The organism is Vibrio sp. Hal054 (genome assembly GCF_037162405.1).
Lineage (GTDB): Bacteria > Pseudomonadota > Gammaproteobacteria > Enterobacterales > Vibrionaceae > Vibrio > Vibrio diazotrophicus.
The window spans coordinates 57,806-79,030 of sequence record NZ_JARLUT010000002.1; the positions used below are offsets into that span (position 1 = coordinate 57,806).

At 43.3% G+C, this 21,225-nt stretch carries 17 protein-coding genes; 3 read left to right on the plus strand and 14 right to left on the minus strand.

Translation table 11 applies throughout. From position 1 onward, the window contains the following. Positions 1–30 precede the first annotated feature (30 nt). Both P4S58_RS16260 and P4S58_RS16265 read left to right on the plus strand, forming a co-directional pair. Positions 31–1,062 (plus strand): methionine synthase, encoded by a 1,032-nt coding sequence (locus P4S58_RS16260; RefSeq protein WP_337164699.1) that lies wholly within the window; start codon positions 31–33, stop codon positions 1,060–1,062. Between the two features lie 146 nt (positions 1,063–1,208). Continuing rightward, positions 1,209–1,823, plus strand: a complete 615-nt coding sequence (locus tag P4S58_RS16265) for a 3'-5' exonuclease (protein WP_337164701.1) — start codon at positions 1,209–1,211, stop codon at positions 1,821–1,823. Positions 1,824–1,916: 93 nt separating this feature from the next. Here P4S58_RS16265 and P4S58_RS16270 read toward each other — a convergent pair whose 3' ends face one another. From P4S58_RS16270 to P4S58_RS16330, 13 genes are all read right to left on the minus strand, one after another. Further along, positions 1,917–2,285 (minus strand): hypothetical protein, encoded by a 369-nt coding sequence (locus P4S58_RS16270; RefSeq protein WP_102941843.1) that lies wholly within the window; start codon positions 2,283–2,285, stop codon positions 1,917–1,919. 1,299 nt (positions 2,286–3,584) lie between these two features. Further along, positions 3,585–5,489, minus strand: a complete 1,905-nt coding sequence (locus tag P4S58_RS16275; protein WP_042481309.1) for a putative bifunctional diguanylate cyclase/phosphodiesterase — start codon at positions 5,487–5,489, stop codon at positions 3,585–3,587. A 522-nt stretch (positions 5,490–6,011) separates the two neighbouring features. Continuing rightward, positions 6,012–6,953, minus strand: a complete 942-nt coding sequence (tehA, locus tag P4S58_RS16280) for a dicarboxylate transporter/tellurite-resistance protein TehA (RefSeq protein WP_337164708.1) — start codon at positions 6,951–6,953, stop codon at positions 6,012–6,014. Between the two features lie 256 nt (positions 6,954–7,209). Continuing rightward, on the minus strand, positions 7,210–8,211 hold the full coding sequence (gene astE, locus P4S58_RS16285) for a succinylglutamate desuccinylase (protein WP_337164711.1): 1,002 nt from the start codon (positions 8,209–8,211) through the stop codon (positions 7,210–7,212). 17 nt (positions 8,212–8,228) lie between these two features. Then, positions 8,229–9,569: an N-succinylarginine dihydrolase gene (gene astB, locus P4S58_RS16290; protein ID WP_337164712.1), complete on the minus strand. Its 1,341-nt coding sequence runs from the start codon at positions 9,567–9,569 to the stop codon at positions 8,229–8,231. Between the two features lie 163 nt (positions 9,570–9,732). After that, complete coding sequence (gene astA / locus P4S58_RS16295; RefSeq protein ID WP_042481302.1) at positions 9,733–10,788, minus strand: arginine N-succinyltransferase; 1,056 nt, start codon at positions 10,786–10,788, stop codon at positions 9,733–9,735. A 42-nt stretch (positions 10,789–10,830) separates the two neighbouring features. Further along, positions 10,831–11,844 carry an arginine N-succinyltransferase gene (locus P4S58_RS16300; RefSeq protein ID WP_337164713.1) on the minus strand — a complete coding sequence of 338 codons (1,014 nt, stop codon included), beginning with the start codon at positions 11,842–11,844 and terminating at the stop codon, positions 10,831–10,833. Between the two features lie 242 nt (positions 11,845–12,086). Continuing rightward, positions 12,087–12,902, minus strand: a complete 816-nt coding sequence (locus tag P4S58_RS16305) for a GlxA family transcriptional regulator (RefSeq protein WP_337164714.1) — start codon at positions 12,900–12,902, stop codon at positions 12,087–12,089. Positions 12,903–13,685: 783 nt separating this feature from the next. Continuing rightward, positions 13,686–14,669: an N-acetyl-D-Glu racemase DgcA gene (gene dgcA, locus P4S58_RS16310; RefSeq protein ID WP_337164715.1), complete on the minus strand. Its 984-nt coding sequence runs from the start codon at positions 14,667–14,669 to the stop codon at positions 13,686–13,688. After that, a complete protein-coding gene (gene dgcN / locus P4S58_RS16315) occupies positions 14,662–15,684 on the minus strand; it encodes an N-acetyltransferase DgcN (protein WP_337164716.1) in 1,023 nt (340 codons plus the stop codon). Before dgcN ends, dgcA begins: the two co-directional genes overlap by 8 nt. Positions 15,685–15,760: 76 nt before the next feature. Further along, on the minus strand, positions 15,761–16,480 hold the full coding sequence (locus tag P4S58_RS16320) for an ABC transporter permease (RefSeq protein ID WP_337164717.1): 720 nt from the start codon (positions 16,478–16,480) through the stop codon (positions 15,761–15,763). Positions 16,481–16,490: 10 nt separating this feature from the next. Beyond that, the gene (locus P4S58_RS16325) at positions 16,491–17,207 is read right to left on the minus strand and encodes an ABC transporter permease (RefSeq protein WP_102941853.1); all 717 of its coding nucleotides are present in this window, start codon (positions 17,205–17,207) and stop codon (positions 16,491–16,493) included. 104 nt (positions 17,208–17,311) lie between these two features. After that, positions 17,312–18,091, minus strand: coding sequence for a transporter substrate-binding domain-containing protein (locus P4S58_RS16330; RefSeq protein ID WP_102941854.1), 780 nt, complete (start codon positions 18,089–18,091; stop codon positions 17,312–17,314). A gap of 140 nt (positions 18,092–18,231) precedes the next feature. Between P4S58_RS16330 and P4S58_RS16335 the strand changes: the two genes are divergently transcribed. Beyond that, a complete protein-coding gene (locus P4S58_RS16335) occupies positions 18,232–19,179 on the plus strand; it encodes a LysR family transcriptional regulator (protein WP_337164720.1) in 948 nt (315 codons plus the stop codon). Here the strand turns inward: P4S58_RS16335 and P4S58_RS16340 are convergent. Next, entirely contained in the window at positions 19,171–21,087 is a 1,917-nt protein-coding gene (locus tag P4S58_RS16340; protein WP_337164722.1) for a diguanylate cyclase, read from the minus strand. The two genes, P4S58_RS16335 and P4S58_RS16340, sit on opposite strands and share 9 nt — an antisense overlap. Between the last annotated feature and the right edge of the window lie 138 nt (positions 21,088–21,225).

The following is a 21,225-nucleotide window of genomic DNA, read 5'->3' on the forward strand; positions in this document are numbered from 1 at the left end:
CCTTAACGAGACAGAAGAACAGCCAACATTATGACAAAATTATTCCCAACATCGACGGCAGGCAGCCTGCCGAAACCTATTTGGCTAGCTCAACCAGAAGTACTTTGGTCTCCTTGGAAACTAGAAGGACAAGAGCTGATTGACGGTAAACACGATGCACTGCGTGTCGCACTCCAAGAACAATTGCTCGCTGGTACAGACATTGTGAGTGACGGCGAGCAGACTCGTCAGCACTTTGTGACTACCTTTATTGAACACTTAAATGGCGTTGATTTCGAAAACCGCCAGACAGTGAAAATTCGCGACCGTTACGAAGCTAGCGTACCAAGCGTTGTTGGTCCTGTTTCACGACAAAAAGCCGTGTTTGTTGAAGATGCAAAATTCCTGCGTTCACAGACAGACAAGCCAATTAAATGGGCACTTCCAGGGCCTATGACCATGGTTGATACGTTGTACGACGCGCATTATAAATCTCGTAAAGAGTTAGCGCTTGAATTCGCTAAAATTCTTAATGAAGAAGCAAAAGAACTGGAAGCGGCTGGTGTGGACATCATCCAGTTTGATGAACCTGCGTTCAACGTTTTCTTCGATGAAGTTAATGACTGGGGTATCGAGGCACTGGAACGCGCAATCGAAGGTCTGAAATGCGAAACCGCAGTACATATTTGCTATGGCTATGGAATCAAAGCCAATACCGATTGGAAAAAGACTTTAGGCAGTGAATGGCGTCAATACGAAGAGGTGTTCCCTAAACTGCAGAAATCGAATATCGACATCATTTCTTTAGAGTGCCATAACTCACATGTACCAATGGAGCTGCTTGAACTGGTGCGCGGTAAAAAAGTGATGGTCGGTGCCATTGATGTGGCAACCAACAACATTGAAACACCTGAATCAGTAGCAGCGACAATTCGTGAAGCACTGAAATATGTTGATGCCGATAAGCTTTACCCATGCACAAACTGCGGTATGGCTCCGCTACCTCGTGAGGTAGCACGTGAAAAACTCAGTGCACTCAGCGCCGGTGCTGAGATTGTGAGAAACGAGCTTTTAGCCAAATAACAACGCTTATTCACATCGAATTAAGTCAACTCGAAAGGTTATCGGTTAATCAATCGGTAACCTTTTTTGTTGCATCTAACTCGTCGCCTTTCTTTTTCCATTGCTTTCGAAGATACTCTGGTACAAATTTTTAGCCGGATAATCTCATGCCTCAAGCCAATTCTGTGGTGGTACTCGATTTTGAAACCACTGGCCTTTCTCCCAATCTCGGTGACCGCGCCATTGAAATAGGTGCGGTTAAATTAGTGGATGGTGAGATAGTTGATAGTTTTCAGCAACTCATGAACCCCGGCTTCAGAGTCAGCTCATTTATTGAAAGTTACACTGGCATCACTAACAACATGTTGCGTACAGCTCCAAGCTGCGATGAAGTAATGGCAGCATTTAGTGAGTTTATTGCTGATGAGAACCTGATAGCGCATAACGCTTCGTTCGATAAACGTTTTCTAGACGCAGAACTTGAGAGAATCAATTGCGGTTATTCGGGTGAGTTTGCTTGCTCTTTACTGGTGGCAAGACGACTGATTCCAGATGCACCGTCACACAAACTTGGCGAACTTGTTCGCTATAAAAACATCGAAAATAACGGCGTTTTTCACCGAGCCTTAGCCGATGCGCAAATGACAGCCCACCTCTGGCTTAGAATGGTTGAAGACTTAGAGCAAGCCGGAATCGTAAAGCCAAGCTTTGAGTTTATGCAAACTGTTAGTAAAACAGCGAAAGGGAAATTGAACCTATTACTTGCTAGAAGCCGTGTTTAATTAAAACCCGCAGAAAGCAAAAAGGCGTTAGCAAATTCGCATCTGCTAACGCCTTTATTACGTCTTTAAGCGTAAAAATTACGCTGACTTTGATTATTCAACGTCGCAATCGGTACAACTTTGTAGTGCGATTTCGTGTTCAAAGACGACTGTATTTTCTTCCGATAGCTCTGCGATTTCATCCGCTACTTCTTGCTCGTCTTCCGCTTCAACTTGATTCTCAAGCTCTTCTTCAGAGTAGCCGTAAAAGTTCAGCAATAAGTAATCACGAGCTTCGTCTTTAGTACATGTCACGTTTACAGAGAGGTCTGGTTCAACGTCACCTTGCTCGATGATTGCAGCCACTTGCGCTAAAACATCTTCTTTCATCGCAGCTGTTAACCAACCAAGATCAGTACTTACTGTGGTTTTTTTACAGTTAAAACAAGGCAGTTGATGAAAGTAATATTGAAAGTCAGTCATAAGTAGTTTCTTCTTTAAGTGTTGTATTGCGAGATTATGCGCGTTTTCTGGCAAATTACTATCTCAATAGACCTTGAGGTGTGAATTGTCTTAGCTAGTTTAGGGCAGGGTACAGAGAGAGGTAATGCGAACCACCTGCTATCAAACCAATTAGCGGTGGGTTAAAAGATGAATGGACAAAAGTAAGTCAGTGACTTTGCTAATTTAGCAAAAAACTGATTAGCTTATGTATGTTGAACCTCCAATCCGAATTACAGACTCACCCATGTGGTGAGCGAGATAAATGAAAACTCTGGAGTAGACATGATGAAATTAGGATTACATGAAGCCAATACGGTTTAATTCTAACTGGAGGCATATATGGCTAAAGAAAAAAGCAAGCCCTGACCCCATTTATTCTCTGTGAACAAATATATCTCCAACTTGAGCGAGGCTATCTATAATATTTCTTTAATTTTAGTCAATATAAACAAACTGCCTAGTTAAAAAAATCGAGTATAAAAAGCATTTAACTCCTATAGGGAAAATAACATAAAATATGCTAAGGTCTTTATACCACCATAAGAAAATGACTATAAACGATAATATCAACACTAATGCAGTTACATATCGAAACGTACTGGAACTAAGTAACAAGTACCTTACTTTTCTATCTAGCGTATAAAAGAAAGTTAACGGAATGGATAACGCGAGTAAATAATAATTAGATTCAATCATAGAAAAGATCAACATTAATATAGAGAAAAACCCTAGGCCGCATGCCTTTCCTCTAAAGTACATTTCATTGGAGAAACTATTTTTCTCTATCATACTGATTTACCTCTTTTGCTCTATCATTTAATAGTTTACTAATTTGCACTGTGGAAACCTGCCGACTATCCAAACGGAACTGCCGGAAACTTATGATCAGTAAACTCACTCAATGTATATGAGCCAACTTTATTAAAGTGGAACACTAACACTTTTGATGGATATCTATGAATCGGTCACAGAATTTTAATGGTGGTGAAACAGTTTCATGCTTAGATATTCTGTTAAAGTGCTATTTTTCTTAATCAGTAACTGTACAGCGCGAATATTTTTAATTTTAGCCTAAATTAATGTGGCTTTGATTCGACGTAACGAGTGCGTACCATCCTTTGAGCTAACTAAATTTACTTGCCTGAATAGACATATATATAGAGCCTTATACGTTTTTTAAATTACTTGCTTTCAAAGGTATCAACTGATGTTCATACTTTAGTATGAAAACTTCATGACTCAGCGCATATTTAACTTCGAATCCAATGGCCTTTAGTGTTACTTATTAATTTTTCTCTGTTTCTCTTGTTCCAATATATGGACAGCTTCTTTAAATGAGACAGGTCTGCTAAATAAATATCCCTGATAAAAATCTATACCACTTTGCCCAATTAATGCTAATTGCTCATCAGTCTCTATACCCTCTGCAATAACATTTGTTCCAATTGTGTGAGCCATTTTAGTGACAGCAGAAACAATGCTTTTGTCTTTGTCACAAGAGCAAATGTTATCAATATAGGACTTATCAATTTTAATATAATCAATCTGCAGATTTCTAAGTACAGCAATGGATGAAAAGCCCGTACCAAAGTCATCGACAGAAATCATTACTCCGGCTTCTTTGGCCTGAATAATACGGTTAGTGAGCTTGGTAATATTTGAAATCATTGCAGTTTCAGTTATTTCTAAATGAACATTCGCTGGATTAACCGAATATTTATTCATAATGAACTGCAAGTAGCTAATAAAATCATCATCTTCCAACTGAATTACAGACACATTAATCGAGATAGAAATCGACGGATGTGTTTTATTCATATCCGCTAATGCCTCAATAGACATTTTCAAGATTAACTGTCCTAGTTCAACAATCAATCCATGCTCTTCTGCTACTGATATAAACTCGGCTGGCGAGATGTTTTTATTCTCAAGCTTCCAACGAACGAGAGCTTCAAATGAATGAACTTCTTGATTGCTACAACGTACTATAGGTTGGAAGTTCATGAAAAAGTTTTCAGCGCCAATGGCTGCTTTTAAGTGATAACGCAAGTATTGATTTCGTTGCTGATCTTCTTGAATTTTTGTGTCGTAACAGCAAACTCTTGTGTTGCTTTTCTTTCCCTGTGTAACGGCTAGATAAGCATTTCTCATGGCTTGATTGATCGAAATGCTGTCATCTCCAATGTAGTAACCAAAATAATAATCAGGTTTAACTCGGATGTTATCTAGTTGAAAGTAAACGCTTAATTGCTTTTTTATTGTGGCAATAAATTTTAAGATCTCTTCTTCGGTATTTACTTTTATGTGGATGGTAAACTCATCATTGCCGTATCGGGCTGAGCAAGTGTCATAAAATTTATCGATGTTTTTTAGAACCTCACCGACCTTGGTGATAATGTGGTCACCGTATTGGTGACCATAGTTCTGATTAACATTATGAAGTTTTTCTATATCTATATGTACAAATCCATTGAGCGAGCGGTGCTGATTGTTTTTGGCTTTTATTAGAGTTATAGCAGATATGAAACTCTTTCGGTTAAGCAACCCCGTCAACATGTCACGCTGCTCAAGCATAGATATTTTTTGATCTTTGTTGTGAGAATCAATTTCTAAATCTGATGCGATTGCTTCTACTTTTGCCTGACTGTCTATAAGAGAGAATATAATCCGAGAACTTTTTACGGCTGTTATACATAGAGCTACACCATAGAGTAGTCCCATAAGTCCAAGGCTTTCTAGGCTTGGGTCTCCGGACATAATTAGCACGACACTGTATGGGAAAATGGTCAGTGAAACATAAGCTATCGCAGAGCGAAGGTCACAGGACAGCAAGGTAACGCTACCGCCAGACATGCCGCAAAAAATAATTAATGACAGCATAGTCTCTTTAGTCGACATACTCTGGTGAAATAGATATGGGTAAAAAGCCCAGGTAAGGCCTGCAATCACGACACCAACAAAGTGCAAATCGAGCTTATGTTTATTGTCATTTGAAAAATAAGAATGAACAAAATATCTAAAAGCGGTAACTGAAATTAATAAGATTAACCAACATAATTTCTCTTGTCCTATAACGGTTCCATACATATCAGTCATTACTAAAGTAAAAGCAATCACTATGTTTATTGCCAGTAAGACAGGAAGATTTGCAGATAAAATCAACAAACGTTGGTACTTGTACATCGAAGTTATTCTCTGAAGCATCGTTATAAGAACTCGTGAAACATCATCCATGAAGTTTGGGCTTCACAAGCAAAGGCTAATATAGTTTATGTATGGGTAAGATTACTCATACATAAACTATATCTAATGTAACACTCTATTAAGTAATAACAATATCTTATGCGTTATATTTGTATTGCGTAAGTTGATAGCTAGATATTTTTTGGTTAATGTTTAACCGTATTTGTTCTGTGAAGACGAATAGGACAGTAATTAATACTAGAGTCAGGCTTTTAATATTTTCGTTTGTGAAATGTTTAAAGCTGATAGTTTGTAGAAGTGTATAGGTGATGAGTGATTGGATTAAGTTGGGCGGCAAATAGAATAGGCGCAAACCACTTATACTAAGCTGGTTACGCCTTGAGGAAGCGATATAAACCAATTTGGCTATGCACTCATTTTAGTAAGCATTAACCCAATTGGTCGATCTTCAATTCGATGGAGTGCTAAGCGTGCAAATATAAAGGGGCGTTAGTCAACCATCTATCTTGCGACAAAAATGCGTAACGTTCGGATACTAAGATAACCAATAAACAGATTCGCACCGATAAACACAGGTATCGCAATTAACTCTGCTGTGCTTACTCCTGCCAGCGCTAGCTTTAACCCACTCACCGTTGCTGAGGCAATGCCAAATGTGTAAGCCCAATAAGATGGAGCGAACGATTCGGCGCCGAGCCATTTGCCTAGCCGAATCCCCAGAAGAAGCTGATAGAGTCCATAGCCCCACAGCATTAATACCCAGTGGTCATGGCTTGATGGTTCGATGGCAAGCCAAGCCATTGCGCATACAACGGGTGGCGCAAACTGAATGCCAAGTAATGGTCGCTGAGCTGAAGGTAGCTCATTTTCTTGCCAAAGACGTTGAATAATCAATGACTCCAATGCCAGCCATGAAAATATACCGGCTCCCAAAAATAGCCATCCCCAATCTGGATAACCAAGTGAACCGAGTGCAGCAGCACTAGTAAAGTTTCCAGCAACGGTGGGTAAATACAGCGTAGGCACAGAGTCTATTTTTTGCCGATATCCCTTCCACAGAGCCCCATTGTGCCAAAGCGAAAAGAACAGGTGCCACATTATTCCTGCAGCGGTTAAAGCCCACGCTAAATGACGTGAATAAGGTTGAACTGCAAGGACTATTAGTAATGTAGATATACCTATGAGTGCAGGAGTGCTTCCCTGTACTGGGTGACGAAACTCTTCGTAGACCGCAGAAGGAGTGCGAATTGCTTGTGCTATATAGGTGAATAAAAGCAGTAGCCATACCAATATGGCTACTGCAAGCAGAGTTTCGCCGATGATTGAGGGCAATTCCCAAAGGGAATGAGCAACACGCCAAGATTGCCCCAGACCGGAAAGCCCAAGCACCATACCAAAATAAGAAGCAGGAATCGTCGTACGAGGGCGGGGTTTATTGGGCATGCTTATACTCTTAGGTAGCAGAAAATAGATAGCAAAAAAACGCCGATCAAATCATAAACAAGGGCTAATTGCAAAAGGCTTTGTTCTATTAAGGTTTTTGCCGAATCTCAAAGACAATCGCATACGGATTCATCAAGAACGGGTGTCTGTAAAAATCAAATGTTGAGGCAAATACAACGAAGCGCAACCTGTCATTTCATATTCAATCTTGAATTAAAAATGGCAAGTTGCGCTTAGAGGAAATGAGATTTGATAGTTAAGCTATCCAATCATTTAAAGCGGTTTGAGTGAGCATTAAACCCGCTCGTAGACCCGGACGAACGCCGCTGTTCGGGAAAATCAGCCACTCTTGATCTTGTTCAACGCGGTACTGTTTATCGCCGTCGGTAGCAAGCAAACTGCCTTTTTCGAATGCGGTGAAGTTCTGCACGCTCTCGGCAAAGTTTAATTCAAAAGCTTCGGTCAGCTTGGTTAGCTCTTGGCTGACTTTATAAACCGGCATTTCTGGTGCACTGTTGTCAGGGCAAGAGGTGCCTGTGGTGAGGGCGATTAAGCCTTCTTTGATACCAACAAACTGAGAAAGATCGTTTTCGCCAAATGGCAGTGCTTTACCCAGCTCTAAAGTGCAGCTTTGGGCACCGCAAGTCTGGCTGCTGAAGTAGCTGAACGTTGCTGCTGGAGCATGGTTGATCACCAGCGCTTCTAAGCCGACATTACGTAGCCATTCGATCATTTCAGGTTGATACTTACCAGACTCTACATAAGGAAGCAGACCAAATCGCACATGGAAAGACGGCTTTCTTGCGGTATGTAGGTCAAAGTGAACGCGCTGAGTATTAGGTTGTTGTTCAAAGAACGAGATCACTTGCTGTTCAATGACTTGTGCGCGACGAGTTTCTTCACACGCTTCATAGTTGGCATGCTTACCGCTGAATAAGCGGTTCATGTCCAATTCTAGGTAGCGGTCACCTGTGCGCATCGCTTCGAGGTTACCAAGTATGACTAGCAAGCGAACATTCAAAGAACGTCTCTCTGCCAGAAAATCCTGAACCAACTCGGAAACGATCTCGATAGGCGCAGTTTCGTTACCGTGAATGCCTGCGGAGATAACCACACTTTTCGATTGTGGGCTATCTGAGAACTCTAGAGGTTCGAAAGCGATAATACCTTGCGCCGGACAACTCCAACGCAAAGTGGCGGTTTCATCTGATGCAGGGGAAAAGGCTTCCCCTGAAAGTGTCTGTTTTAAAAAATCCATTTCCAATAAATCCTTGCTTAGCGTTGGAATGGGTAGATTGAACCAAGGTTCATTATTTGAGTCAGCTCATCCAGTGCAGTGCGGTTTTCAATCAGTAGCTGCGGGTCTGCCAAATCTGCTTCAGTCAGGCGATCACGGTAGTGTTTATTCACCCACTGAGTCAGCGAACCATAAAGCGCATCATTCATTAGTGCATGCGGGTTCGCGGCTTTAAGCTCTTGATCGTTAAGAACAACACGCAAACGCAGACAAGCTGGGCCACCACCATTACACATACTTTCGCGTAGGTCGAATACTTTCACTTCGTTGATTGGACCACCGCTTTGGGTTAGCTCCGTCAGGTATGTCCAAACGCGCTCGTTCTTACGTGATTCTTCTGGAACCACAATCACCATACTGCCGTCAGCTTTGGTTAGAAGCTGGCTGTTGAACAGGTAAGTGCCCACTGCGTCTTGCACTGATACTTTGTTGGTTGGTACTTCGATTGGGGTAAATTCACAGTCAAATTGGCCTAGCTTGCGGCGAATTTCATCAAACACAGGCGCTTGATTGAGGAACGCTTCTTGGTGATGGAACAGAACTGGGCCGTTACTTACTGCAATCACGTCGTTGTGGAATACGCCTTGGTCAATCACATCTGGGTTTTGCTGTAGGAATACGGTTTGTGATTCGTCTAACTGATGCAGACGAGCCACTGCTTCGCTTGCTTCACGCGTTTGGCGAGCAGGGAAGATTTTAGGTTCAACCTGACCACCAAAGGCTTGGCGACCATACACGAACACTTCAACGCCTTTGTCACCATAGCTGCGACATAAGCGGTTGTGGTTCGCTGCACCTTCGTCACCAAATAGCATTTGCTGTGGAAGCGCGGCATGGTGAGCAAAGTGTTGATTATCAGCAAAAATCGCTTTTAGTGCATTGCTGGTGGTTTGATCTTCAATGGAGCGGTGGAACTTGTTGTTGAGGTTCGCCACAGTGAAGTGAACTTTACCATCCGCAGTATCCGCAGAAGGTGAAACGGTTGCCGCGTTGGCTACCCACATTGATGATGCTGAACTGACATTCGCAAGCAGTTGCGGTGCTTTTTTCGCGGCTTGAGCAATCACTTCTGCATCGGTACCTGAAAAACCTAAAGTACGCAGAGTGTGAACACATGGGCGCTCCTGCGGAGGAAGCACACCTTGCTTGAATCCTGAATCCGCAAGGTTTTTCATCTTCGCTAAGCCTTGCAGCGCTGCGAGTTTCGGGTTTGCTACTGCGTTTTTGTTCGATGTAGACGCAACGTTACCAAACGAAAGACCCGCGTAGTTGTGCGTTAAACCGACAAGACCATCAAAGTTAACTTCATAAGCTGACATAATTTTAGACTCCTATCGGCCTACTCAATGGGAAGAGTAGGCGAGGTAAACTGTTTGGGCAGGGTACGTTGTTATTGTTTGTCTACCCCAGCGACTTAACCGATAAATTTCTAATAAGTGTACCGATTAAGGCGCGAGGGCATTTTCTGCCATGAATATTCAATTACTCGGATTGAGCGAGCTCTTCGCGACACTCTTCTTTTGCAAACAGTGGCGCAACTCGAATCAAGTCGCCATTGGCAACATTTAAAATTTCTGCTTGTGCCGGAGACAGGGTAATTTCTGTTTCTGTGCAAGGCTGACAACCAATGATGGCTCGATAATTACGGTAATCAAGGTTGCCAACAAGCAGTGTTGATTCTGTTTCGTGATAAGTATCTGAAATCAATACTTTACGAGTTTCACTCTCACGAACAATACGAAGATCTTTGGTGTACGCTTCAAGCGTAGGGCCTGCATCAAAGATGTCGATGTAGCCTTCATAACGCATACCTTCACTTTCAAGGATCTTACGTGCAGGAAGGGTGCTTTCGTGCACTTCTGCAATTACCGCTTTTGCTTCGTCTGTTAAGAAATCAACATACATAGGGTGCTTAGGCATAAGCTCGGCGATAAACGCTTTTTGACCTATGCCTGTCAGGTAATCTGCTTCGCTAAAGTCGATAGAGAAGAAGTGACGCCCCAAACTTTCCCAGAATGGCGAGTTACCGTTCTCGTCAGACACGCCGCGCATCTCAGCGATCAACTTGTCTGCAAATTTGTCTTCAAAGGTAGACATAAATAGCATGCGACTTTTCGACAGCAAGTGACCGTTCTTATCTTTGCGGTAATCAGGGTCTAAGAACAGTGTACAAAGTTCACTGTAACCTGTGTGGTCGTTGCTGAGGAAAAGCGTTGGCATTTGGGTATACACATTAAGCTCCTTTGACGCATGTACCAAAGTGCCAACACGGAAATCATACCAAGGTTCTGTTAGACCAATTGCGACTTCCACGCCACTGATACCAACCACTTGTTTACTTTCCGTATCTTCCAATACAAATAGATAGCCTTGATCGTGAATAGGTGCTTTCCCTTCCCATGTCTCGATCATACGCTCAATACGTGCTGCCAATCTCGCTTCATTGTTTGGTAGCGACGTAAAACCTACACCGGTTTTGGTCGCCAGTTTTAATAAAGCTTGCTTGTCATCCCTAGTGACTGGGCGAATTACCATCATAGTTTAAATTCCTTGTTATTTTTCCTGAAAAGAGAGAAGAGACTACAGGGCTAAGAACCACACCTTCTGGTGTTGAGTCAGGCCCACTTCTTCCATCAATTCTTTAGTAATGATCAGTCGATCCTCTGTTTGGTTCCCCTCGGCGATAAACGCACAGAAGCCTTTGGCTCCTTGGTAACCAACCAAGTATTGCTTTGTGTCAGCGTGAAGAGGTTCACCGACCAGTGACCCGGTTTTCATATTTAGACAAATAGGCAACGCATTGTGCGGAGCCGTCAAAATAGGGCCAGCATCGAAGATTTCCACATACTTGTCTGGCTCAAAACCTTGGTCATTTAAGAGCTGATATTGAAGTTCAGCATCTTGATGAACTTGTCCCATTACCGCTTGCGCCTCTTCATTAATCAGAGGTACATAAAGCGGATAATGTGGCATCAGTTCTGCAACAAACGCTTTGTCGCGTGTGCCGTTGTAATATTCGACTTGGTTGTAGTCCATGCCGAAAAATTTGCGACCAACGTGTTCCCAAAAAGGAGCGCGGCCTTGGGTGTCTGCAATACCCGGCAGCACCGCCATCCATTCATTCGCGAATCGGTTAGAGTTCGCATTCATGAACATCAAACGTCCTAGCGTGATTAACGCCGGAGAAAGCGAGTGGCGCTGCGATGGATCAATATAAAAAGAGCACAGTTGAGAGTGGTCACTTAAGTCATGATTCAGCGTCAATGCGTGAATACGGCTGTGAACATTTAACTCTCGCGAGGAGTGGATAATGATGTCGTTGCGAAACGAGTAGAACGCCTGACGATATCCCGCTAATGCGTTGATGGCTCCTGTGCCCAACAAATGCCCGGTGTCGGTCTCTTCCAATACAAAGAAGTAAGATTCTTCGCCCGGACAAAAAACGTCTTGTTCGAATGAGTAAATGGACTGCTCAATTTTCTGCAATAGGTGTTCGCGCTTCGCCGGCAGTGTGCACACCATTGGGCCACTATCTACCGCAAGCTTTTCTATGTTGCTTAAATCAGTCAGTTTGACAGGACGTAATACATTCATGGGTTTAACCTTATTTTGTATCTAACAACGCTTCTATTACTTACTCAAATGAGCAAGGCCAGTATCCGATTCTTACTCAGTTCTCTTCGGCTCTGATAAAGGGAAACGTCATTGTGTTTACCTCTGTGAACAGTTCCATCATTTTCAGAATACGCGACGAGTTACGACATTACGTTCGTAAAAACGACCAGTTTTTATAGATTTTCACCTTTTATTAACAAATGTGAGGTCGCTTTTGTACATTAATTCTTGGTTGCATATAAACGTTTTGACCTCTCTTCTCTGGGTGTGATTTCAAAATACGATTTATAAGCAGACGAAAAATGCGGGCCACTTGAGAACCCACAGGTCAGGCCGATTTGTACCACTGACAAATTGGTGGTCTGTAACAGATCCCGCGCTTTCTTTAGTCTCAGTTGCAGGTAGTAACGAGCCGGCATGGTGTCGAGATAACGTTTGAAAAGCCGCTCTAGCTGGCGTCTCGATACATGCACTAAATCGGCGATCATATCTGCTGACAATGGTTCTTCCAGATTGCTTTCCATCAGTGATATGGCTTTTGCGAGCCTTGGAGGCAGCTCGATGTTTTCCAGTCCGCCATTAGCCAGTTCATCTTCTGAAGTGGCATTTCGTTGTTGTGACGACTGTTTGTCTCTGTCTAGGTACAACTCATCAGCGACGGAACGTGCGGCCACTTGGCTTTCATGTTTGGCGAGATACGCCATTAATAAATCGAGGCAGTCGGAATAACTCGCGCAGCTTGCCAACTTGGCGGACTGACGAAAGTGTTCGTATTGAACAGTAAGGTCTGGGTATTTTGTTTTTATTTCATCTTCCCAGCGCCAGTGAATCGCCCATGATTCATCGAGCCCAATACCATTTTCCAACAGCCAAAAACAGCCAGCCTGAACACTGATAATGAATGTGTTTTTTTGTTGATAGTAGTGTTGCAGCGCGAGTTGAGCGGTTTTCGACAAAGGGGCTTTTGGTTGTTGTTCGCTGGCAATGATAAGCGCATCGTATTGGGAAATGTCTGCGAGGCCTGCGTGCGTGACCAAGGTGATAGGGGGCTTGCCATCGAATGTGGAAAACCACTGATTTCGATATTTGCTCCTGCCTTTTCTCCCACATAGAGAAGCTGGAATTTCTCTTCACCCAGAATTTTGTTCACTTGCGCAAAAGGCTCGGTGATCGCTCCCAACGTAAGCAAAGAGCATTCATTTGGGATGAAAATTCCAATTCTGTGCTGTGAAGAAGTTTTAGGCATACTTATGTCAGCGCATCCTGCTAATAGTAAGCACTCCATCAGTCCTTAGACTCGACCGCTTACATTCGAAATTCAGGTCAACAATTGCCAATAATAAAAATGAATATTTGGGTTACTAACGAATAAATAGTCACAAAGAAGTCTCAAAGGTGAAAATATATTCAATAGATATGGAAAATATTAATAAATAATGTTGTTGACCATTCTGTTTGTTGAATGATTTTACCGCATAAAATTATTAAAAGCATAATTAAAAAATAACAAATAAAACAAATTGGAAACAATTTTAAAGTGTCATTCGTGTTTAAGGTGTTGAAATATAAGTAATATCTTGTGGTTCGTTTTTTTCTGGCAAGTGCCGAGTTTGGGGTGTATTAGTCTGATAATGTTTAATTGACTATAAATATAATAAATGTGAATTAATATTTTTAATTGTGTTGGTGCATTTAATAGATGATTCATACAATTATATTTTGAAGTTTGAACTCTAAAAATAAACGCCCACCAGTCGGTGAGCGTTAGGATATTACAGCAGAGTATGCTTCAGGCGCACATAGTTCAGGTGAGTGAAGAACTATCCCCAAACCGCTTCGTTAGGCTCAACTTGGCTTTGATGATAATGGAGAGACGGAGACCGATCTTTCGACAGCAGTAACGGCCCGTCGATATCGACCCAGCGAGCTTGTTGAGCCAAAAGCAGGGCAGGAGCCATCGCCAGTGATGTTCCAATCATACAACCGACCATGATTTCAAAACCCATCTCTTGTGCGTCTTTAATCAAGTCTAACGCTTCTGTCATACCGCCCGTTTTATCCAGCTTGATGTTGACTGCTTGATAACGTCCTTTCAAATTCGCCAGTGACGAGCGGTCGATACACGACTCATCTGCAGTAATTGGCAGCTCTGGTGTAATGGTCTCCAATAAATGTTCTTCCTGAGCATTTAACGGTTGTTCCACCATTTCTACGCCAAGTTTGGCGAGCTCCGGCAAGTAAGTTTTTAGCTGTTCAAAGCTCCAGCCTGTGTTGGCATCAATAACCAAACGTACATTTGGCGCGGCTTCACGAACGGCTTTGACGCGTTCTAAATCACCTTCGCGGCCAAGTTTCAGTTTCAAAATTGGTCGGTCTTTTTGCGCCGCCGCCGCTTTAGCCATTTTCTCCGGTGTATCTAAAGAAAGCGTAAATACAGTCGTGACTTGCTTGGGTGCCTCTTTAAAGCCCGCCATTTGCCATGCCGACTGTTTGTTCAGTTTGGCTTCTAGTTCAAACAGTGCGCAGTCAATAGCGTTGCGAGCTGCGCCTGCGGGCATAATGTCGCGAAGTTTATCGCGGCTAATACCCGATTCCACTTCAGATTTGGACGCTTCAACCATAGCAAGAACGTCTGGATATTCAGGCTCGAATACATCCATACGTTCACATTCACCGCGACCGACACAACCAGACTCTTCGACTTCCACAACAACAACTTCACCTTGCAGCATCGGAGCCATGCGAGAGATGACAAAAGGTTCGTGCAGTGGCCACTGTTCAACCTTGATCGACATCTTACGCATAACAAACCTCTTCAAGCTGATCGACAATTGATGCGACACCTGTGCGAACTGGATCGACAACAGGCACTCCGAACTGTTTTTCTACTCGTGCAATCTCTGCCAGCGCTTGTTCTTGGCTGAGATTTACAGTGTTAAGAGCAATGCCGCCTAAACGGATATTTGGATTGGTGACGCGACCCATAGTGAGGTTGATGTCGATAACGGTTTGCAGATCTGGAACAGTAAAGCCAGGCATTTCGTCCATTTGAACGCGGCCAGCTTCGTGACACACGATGATGACATCAGCCTGAGCGCCATGAAGCAGCCCCAAACTTACGCCAGCATAAGCAGGGTGTAGCAGCGAACCTTGACCTTCGATGATGTCCCAATGTTCTGGCGCGTTGTCTGGCGCTAGTATCTCTACCATGCCAGAGATAAAATCAGACACAACCGCATCAACGGGTACACCATTTCCTTCAATCAGAATACCAGTTTGACCTGTTGCACGGAAAGTTGCTGGAATGCCGCGTTTTTCCATTTCACGATGGATAGCGAGCGTAGTAAACATTTTACCTACGCAGCAGTCTGTACCTACGCTGAGTAATCTTTTGCCCGAACGAGGAAGGCCAGTACCACACACCATTTTGCCCTGAGGTACTCGCACATCAAGCAGCTTTTGACCTGTACGTTCTGCCGCTTCAACTAAACGTGGAATATCGTTCAGTCTCATGTGCAAACCGCTTGCGATATCTAAACCAGCTTCCATTGCTTCAATCAGCAGATCCAGCCACTCTTCTGGCAGTGTTCCACCCACAGGTGCTAAGCCAAGAATAAAGGTTTTTGCGCCGCAAGCCGCCGCTTCGCGAGGATTCATCTCAGGCAGACCTAGGTCGGCTTTTGCTCCAGCAAGACGATATTGAGCAAGGCACTTTTCAGGACGCCAGTGTGCGACGCCTTTCGCGACTTTCGCCATAAGAAGATCATTAGCGTCACCAAGAAATACTAAATAAGGTGTTTTTAGTTCAATTGTATTCATCGTATAAATCCTTGTTCAGATAATGCGAATCCCCAAGAGCGGTGCCCCTGTAGACGGTTGTTTGTTGATATCAAAGTTAATTTGTTGCTGTTTGAAGTACGGGTTTATTCGGTGATCGTTGGATCTGATGTCGATACAGATAACGTTCAGCGTAGCGCCAAGCGATGACAAAGCTGGTGGTGATCACCAGATACATCACAGCCGCGAGAAAATAGGTTGATATATCGAATGTCTGGGAGAACGCTCGACGCGTCTGACCCATTAAGTCCATTACCGTAATGACACTCGCGACAGCGCCACCTTTGAGCATCAAAATGCATTCATTACCTAATGCCGGAAAGGCAATTCGGTAGGCGAGGGGTAACACTATGTGTCGATACAGCAGGCTGTTGTTCATTCCCATCGATTTGGCGGCTTCAATTTCACCCGCATCTACTGATTGAATGGCGCCGCGCATAATTTCAGTTTGATACGCCAGAGAGTTGAGCGTGAATGTGAGTAACGCACAGTTCATCGGATCTCTAAAGAATTGCCACAATCCCATTTCCATTAGAAATGGTCGGAACTGACCGGAGCCGTAGTAAACCAAAAACAGCTGAGCAATCAGCGGCGTGCCGCGAAAGAAGGAAATAAACACCTGCGCAGGAACACGGCAAACAGCGGCCTTTTGAATTCGCAAAATAGACATAGGTAAGGCAAGGATTGCAGCGATAACCACAGACACAACGGTAATCTTAATGGTCATCCATGCGCCACTAAGGAGCATAGGGGAGATTTTTTCAATAAACTCTAGCATCGTCCTTTCCTCAACGGCTTACGCGGATACCACGTTTAGAGTGGGTTTCCATGGTTGATAACAAACGCTCGCAACAAGCGCATATGGCCCAATAAACCAAACAGATAGTCAGGTAAAACAAAAACGGTTTCTTGGTCGCACCAACGGCTATGTTGGCGGCTCGCATTAAGTCGTTCAAAGCAATCACTGAAACGAGTGCAGTGTCTTTGAGTAAGTTAATCCACAGATTGCCTAATCCCGGTAAAGCAAGGCGTAATAACTGTGGTCGTTCAATGTGCCAGAAAATCTGCCACGGACTCATCGACAATGAATAGCCCGCTTCTCGTTGTCCTTTGTCCATGGCTTTCCAGGCTCCGCGCAATACCTCGGCTGCATAACTGCTGAAAACCAGCCCCAGAGCAATCACACCAGCACCAAAAGGGTTTAACTCAAAAAAGCCGTTACTTGGGTCTATCCATTTCAGTGTTTTGTTAATCAGCAGCCCAACACCGTGGTAGATAATGAACAGCGTAAGCAGCTCAGGAAGACCTCTCAACACAGTGGTATAGGTGGTTGCAAACCAACGATGAGCAGGTCTAATGCTGACGGACAAAGCCGCAACGCCAGTTCCAATCACCATACCAACGGGCAGAGCACAGAGTGCAAGTCCCAGCGTTATGGCTAAGCCTTTCAGTAATTCATCTCCCCAACCTTGGTCACCAAAACTGAGATACATCAGATATTCCATTACACGTGTCTCTTTGAGTTATTGTTTCGCAATGGTTTGGGTGGCGTACTACCACCCATGACGTTGTTACTAAATAGCGATTTTGCCTATTGATATTTTGGGTCTTACTGAAGCGTTAAAAGGTTGATTGAGAAGAACTCATCGTTAATTTTCTTATACGTGCCGTCTGCGATGATGTTTTCCAGAGCCTGATTCAAGCGTTTTAGTAACTCTTCATCTTCTTTGCGCAGCGCCATTCCCACGCCGTCACCCACATAAGTGCGGTCAGTAATTAAGTTGCCCGCTTTTTGACAGCAAGAGCCGTCTTCAGAGTTTATCCAGTCCGTCATTGGCATGATGTCACCAGCTTGTGCATCAATACGGCCGCTTGCCAAATCAAGGTTTACTGCATCTTGCGTTGGGTAAAGGCGGATTTCAGAATCTGGGTATTGAGCAAGAAGGTATTCCGCCTGAGTAGTAGAGCTTTGTGCTCCGATGATCATGCCTTTCATTGCAGCAGGAGAGACATCTTTGATTCCGGAGTTCTTATCAACAACGAAAGTCATTGCGGAAGCTTGGTATGGCGCGCTGAAAGAGACCTGTTTTTTACGCTCATCAGTAATAAACATTGAAGCCAGAATTACATCGTATTTCCCCGCAAGTAGCGCTGGAATAATGCCGTCCCAATCTTGTGCGACAAACTCACACTCAATCTTCATGTTGGCGCACAACGCTTTACCTATCTCGATATCAAAACCCGCAAGCTGACCGTCTGCGGTGTAATAGTTAAATGGAGGGTAAGCGCCTTCTGTACCAATTTTTAACGTTTCGGCTGCCGCACCAGTAGAAGCAAGCAGGGCGATACCTGAAGCCAGTAAAGTGCTAAGTAATTTTGCTTTTGCCATTGTGATGTCCTTTTCGTAATGGTTGCAGATTGGAATTGTTGTTTATTGAGTATGTGCAAAGTTAGCTAATGTCCATAATGATAAATAAATATGATATACATAGCCTCTCGCTATGGATAAGACACGAAAAGGACAATGAGATGCTGAATGCTAAAGACCGACTACTTCGTAATCTGGATTGGAATTTGCTCTATACCTTTTTAACGATTGTGAATGAAGGGGGAATTAGCGCCGCTGCTCGCAGGTTATCGTTAAGCCAGCCAAGTGTGAGTAACGCTCTTAAGCGATTAGAGGATCATTTGGATAAGCGTCTTATCTTGCGTAAGAAAGGCGTTTTCACCCTCACTTTGCATGGAATGCGCGTGTATGAATACGCCTCTTCCGTTGGCCGTATTGTCGGAACCATGGCCGATCAGTTTGTTGACCAGACCGATAACATTCAAGGTGAGTTAACTATCGAAATCGCAAGCCATCTTCAATGTCCGGCTTATGATGTGACGTTGGCTCAGTACCACGGATTGTTTCCTAACGTGATTTTCAACGTTAATACGTTCCCCAGCGCAGATATTGTCAACCATGTGGCGGAAGGTGTTCTGCATATTGGCCTTAGCAACAAGAAAATAGCTAAGACAGGTGTTAGGTGTGATTTTCTCGGCTATGAGCAGATGGGCTTCTACTGTGGGCGAGCACACCCGTGTTTCGGCAGAGAAGATCTTACATTGGAAGACATTCGTGGTTTGCCATACATTTCTTTTGAAAGTGACCAACCCGGTGAGGGCTTAGATGCGATTGCACAGTTCCGTGACCAGCAACAGTTCTGGGGTAAGCTGGTGGCGGTGTCTTCAAACCTTGAAGAAGTCAGACGCATGATTATGGCGGGAATTGGCTTCGGTGCATTAACGGTTGAAAGCGCGAAGCCGTTTGTTGCTCAGGAGCTTTTATGGTCTCTGCCGCCGTATGAGTCACTGCCAGTGACCGATATGTATTTGGTTACCCCAGATACAGTGAGTTTGAATGAAATTGAGTCCAAATTTATTCAGATGTTAAAGCAGAACACACAGTCGCTTGTGAGACGAAATTTAAGCTAGTTCTTTAAAGACTTCTACTCGGTTACGCCCGTGATGTTTGGCGCTGTAAAGCGCTTTATCGGCACGTTCGAGTATCTTATCAATGTCTGTATCCAGAGCATTAATGGTAGTAATGCCCATACTGGCGGTACAGTGAATGACGCTGTGATCTAATACCACCGGAGACTCTTCTATCCGCTTGCGTATGCGGTTAGTAAAGTGTACCGACATTTCGGCGGTGGTTCCGGTTAGTATCAGGCCAAACTCTTCACCGCCTAAACGACCCACCGAGTCAACTTTACGGATTTCGTCACTGAGAATATTAGCAACCGAGATCAGAACCTTATCGCCTGCACCGTGACCGTAAGTGTCATTAATCGCCTTAAAGTTGTCTAAATCGATGAAAATAACCGTGACAGCGTCACATTGTTTGCGGTGGTATCTTTCCATCTCAGTCGCGAGCCGTTCCATAAATACTCTGCGTGTTGGCAATTGGGTTAGCGCGTCTGTAGTGGCGAGTTTGTGGAGTTCCTTTTCCAAACGTATGCGGTCAGTAATATCTCGTGAAGATGCATAGAAATAGCGACCGTCAGCGGTCCTAATCCACTTGGCATTAATTTCTACATCAATAATGCTTCCATCTTTTCTACGATGTTGGGTTTCGAATTTTTTGGCTTCAGTTCCAAAGGTTGCCATAGTCTCGGCAATTTCGTCTGGTTTTAATCTTGCTTCCCAGTCGCGCATATTCAGCTTTGACATCTCTTCTTCGCTGTAGCCAAGCAATTCTGCAAAAGAATGACTAAAAGCAACGATGTTGCCGCTTTTATCGAGGACGTGTATGCCATCGCTCGCCATTTCCATATAGAGTTTGTTTTTCTGATTGAGGTTATTGATTCGTAAATTCAGATCCATCAACTTCTCAATATAGTTGCCACGATTGGTGTAATCAGTGAAAAACTTATTTAATACACTGGCGAAAATGAAACCAAAGACAACGGTAATAAACAAGGTGATTCCCGAGCTATATAGAAAACTCTTGTGAGACATTGATGTCTGCAAATGTGAGTAAGTGCTATTGAGAGAAAGAATTAAAATTAATTCCTGAGCGATTGGCAGGTTGAGTTTTCTCGAGTAAAAAATCGAATTTTGATAAGTACCGTTGTTCACTAACTCCTTAAAATCAGGGATATCTTTATAAATATTATCGTTGCCAGTGTATCGGCTCCATTCTCTGCTGTTGTCATAGTGAAGCAGGATTTCACCGTCGCTATCCACCAGTATTGAATTATATAAAGGCGTATTGGCGAAGGTTACAAATAGTGGCTGGAGAAAATAATTCACGATTAAAATGCCGGAGAAGGTGTCCGTATAAGAAAGGGGCATTACTGCGCGCAGTGTGGGCTTGTAAGGTATTTCAACTCGGCCATTGTCTTCATTCAAATCAAGGTTTGAAAACCAAATTTTATCGGGCTGTTTATCGATAGAGTCATAGAAAAAGTAACGATGAGACTTATTTTGTAGCTTATTGGCTTCAACAATTTTTGCTTGGTCGCCAAGCTGGTCTCTGTCGATTCTGACCACTTCCATTCCGCGGTTGTCGATATAACGGATTTTCATAATATCTTGCTGACTTTCCGCGATGGAGAGTGCCAATTGTTCAAAATCCTGTTTGCCCGTTTTCGGGTTGAGTTGAAACTGATTGAATGACGGACTCATTCTTATCGCTTTAATGGTGTTTTCAGAGTCGATAAAGAAGTTGGCGAGTAAATTCTCTCTTTCTTTGGTTTTTTGATTGGCGTTGGTTAAAGCTATGGTCTCTGTTTGACCGGAGAATAGCAGTTCTCTTGTTAAAAATTCGGTTACGACAATGATCGCCCCAAAAGATATTAGGATAAAAATGAGTTTTGGAAGGCTTTTATGTAAGCGCATTTATCATTTCCGTTTCCCCTAGTTCTTTAAAGATAGACAGAAATGAAGTGGTTGTTTGTTTGAAATGCGTTTTTTATCTCATACCAAATATTCAATCTCTGTCGAATAACACATCTTTACCGAGAAAATAGGTTAGTT

Excerpts from the sequence above, each read along its gene's own strand:
- P4S58_RS16260 (WP_337164699.1), top strand. The coding sequence starts at position 31 with ATGACAAAATTATTCCCAACATCGACGGCAGGCAGCCTGCCGAAACCT.
- P4S58_RS16265 (WP_337164701.1), top strand. The coding sequence starts at position 1,209 with ATGCCTCAAGCCAATTCTGTGGTGGTACTCGATTTTGAAACCACTGGC.
- P4S58_RS16270 (WP_102941843.1), bottom strand. The coding sequence starts at position 2,285 with ATGACTGACTTTCAATATTACTTTCATCAACTGCCTTGTTTTAACTGT.
- P4S58_RS16275 (WP_042481309.1), bottom strand. The coding sequence starts at position 5,489 with ATGTACAAGTACCAACGTTTGTTGATTTTATCTGCAAATCTTCCTGTC.
- tehA (WP_337164708.1), bottom strand. The coding sequence starts at position 6,953 with ATGCCCAATAAACCCCGCCCTCGTACGACGATTCCTGCTTCTTATTTT.
- astE (WP_337164711.1), bottom strand. The coding sequence starts at position 8,211 with ATGGATTTTTTAAAACAGACACTTTCAGGGGAAGCCTTTTCCCCTGCA.
- astB (WP_337164712.1), bottom strand. The coding sequence starts at position 9,569 with ATGTCAGCTTATGAAGTTAACTTTGATGGTCTTGTCGGTTTAACGCAC.
- astA (WP_042481302.1), bottom strand. The coding sequence starts at position 10,788 with ATGATGGTAATTCGCCCAGTCACTAGGGATGACAAGCAAGCTTTATTA.
- P4S58_RS16300 (WP_337164713.1), bottom strand. The coding sequence starts at position 11,844 with ATGAATGTATTACGTCCTGTCAAACTGACTGATTTAAGCAACATAGAA.
- dgcA (WP_337164715.1), bottom strand. The coding sequence starts at position 14,669 with ATGCGTAAGATGTCGATCAAGGTTGAACAGTGGCCACTGCACGAACCT.
- dgcN (WP_337164716.1), bottom strand. The coding sequence starts at position 15,684 with ATGAATACAATTGAACTAAAAACACCTTATTTAGTATTTCTTGGTGAC.
- P4S58_RS16320 (WP_337164717.1), bottom strand. The coding sequence starts at position 16,480 with ATGCTAGAGTTTATTGAAAAAATCTCCCCTATGCTCCTTAGTGGCGCA.
- P4S58_RS16325 (WP_102941853.1), bottom strand. The coding sequence starts at position 17,207 with ATGGAATATCTGATGTATCTCAGTTTTGGTGACCAAGGTTGGGGAGAT.
- P4S58_RS16330 (WP_102941854.1), bottom strand. The coding sequence starts at position 18,091 with ATGGCAAAAGCAAAATTACTTAGCACTTTACTGGCTTCAGGTATCGCC.
- P4S58_RS16335 (WP_337164720.1), top strand. The coding sequence starts at position 18,232 with ATGCTGAATGCTAAAGACCGACTACTTCGTAATCTGGATTGGAATTTG.
- P4S58_RS16340 (WP_337164722.1), bottom strand. The coding sequence starts at position 21,087 with ATGCGCTTACATAAAAGCCTTCCAAAACTCATTTTTATCCTAATATCT.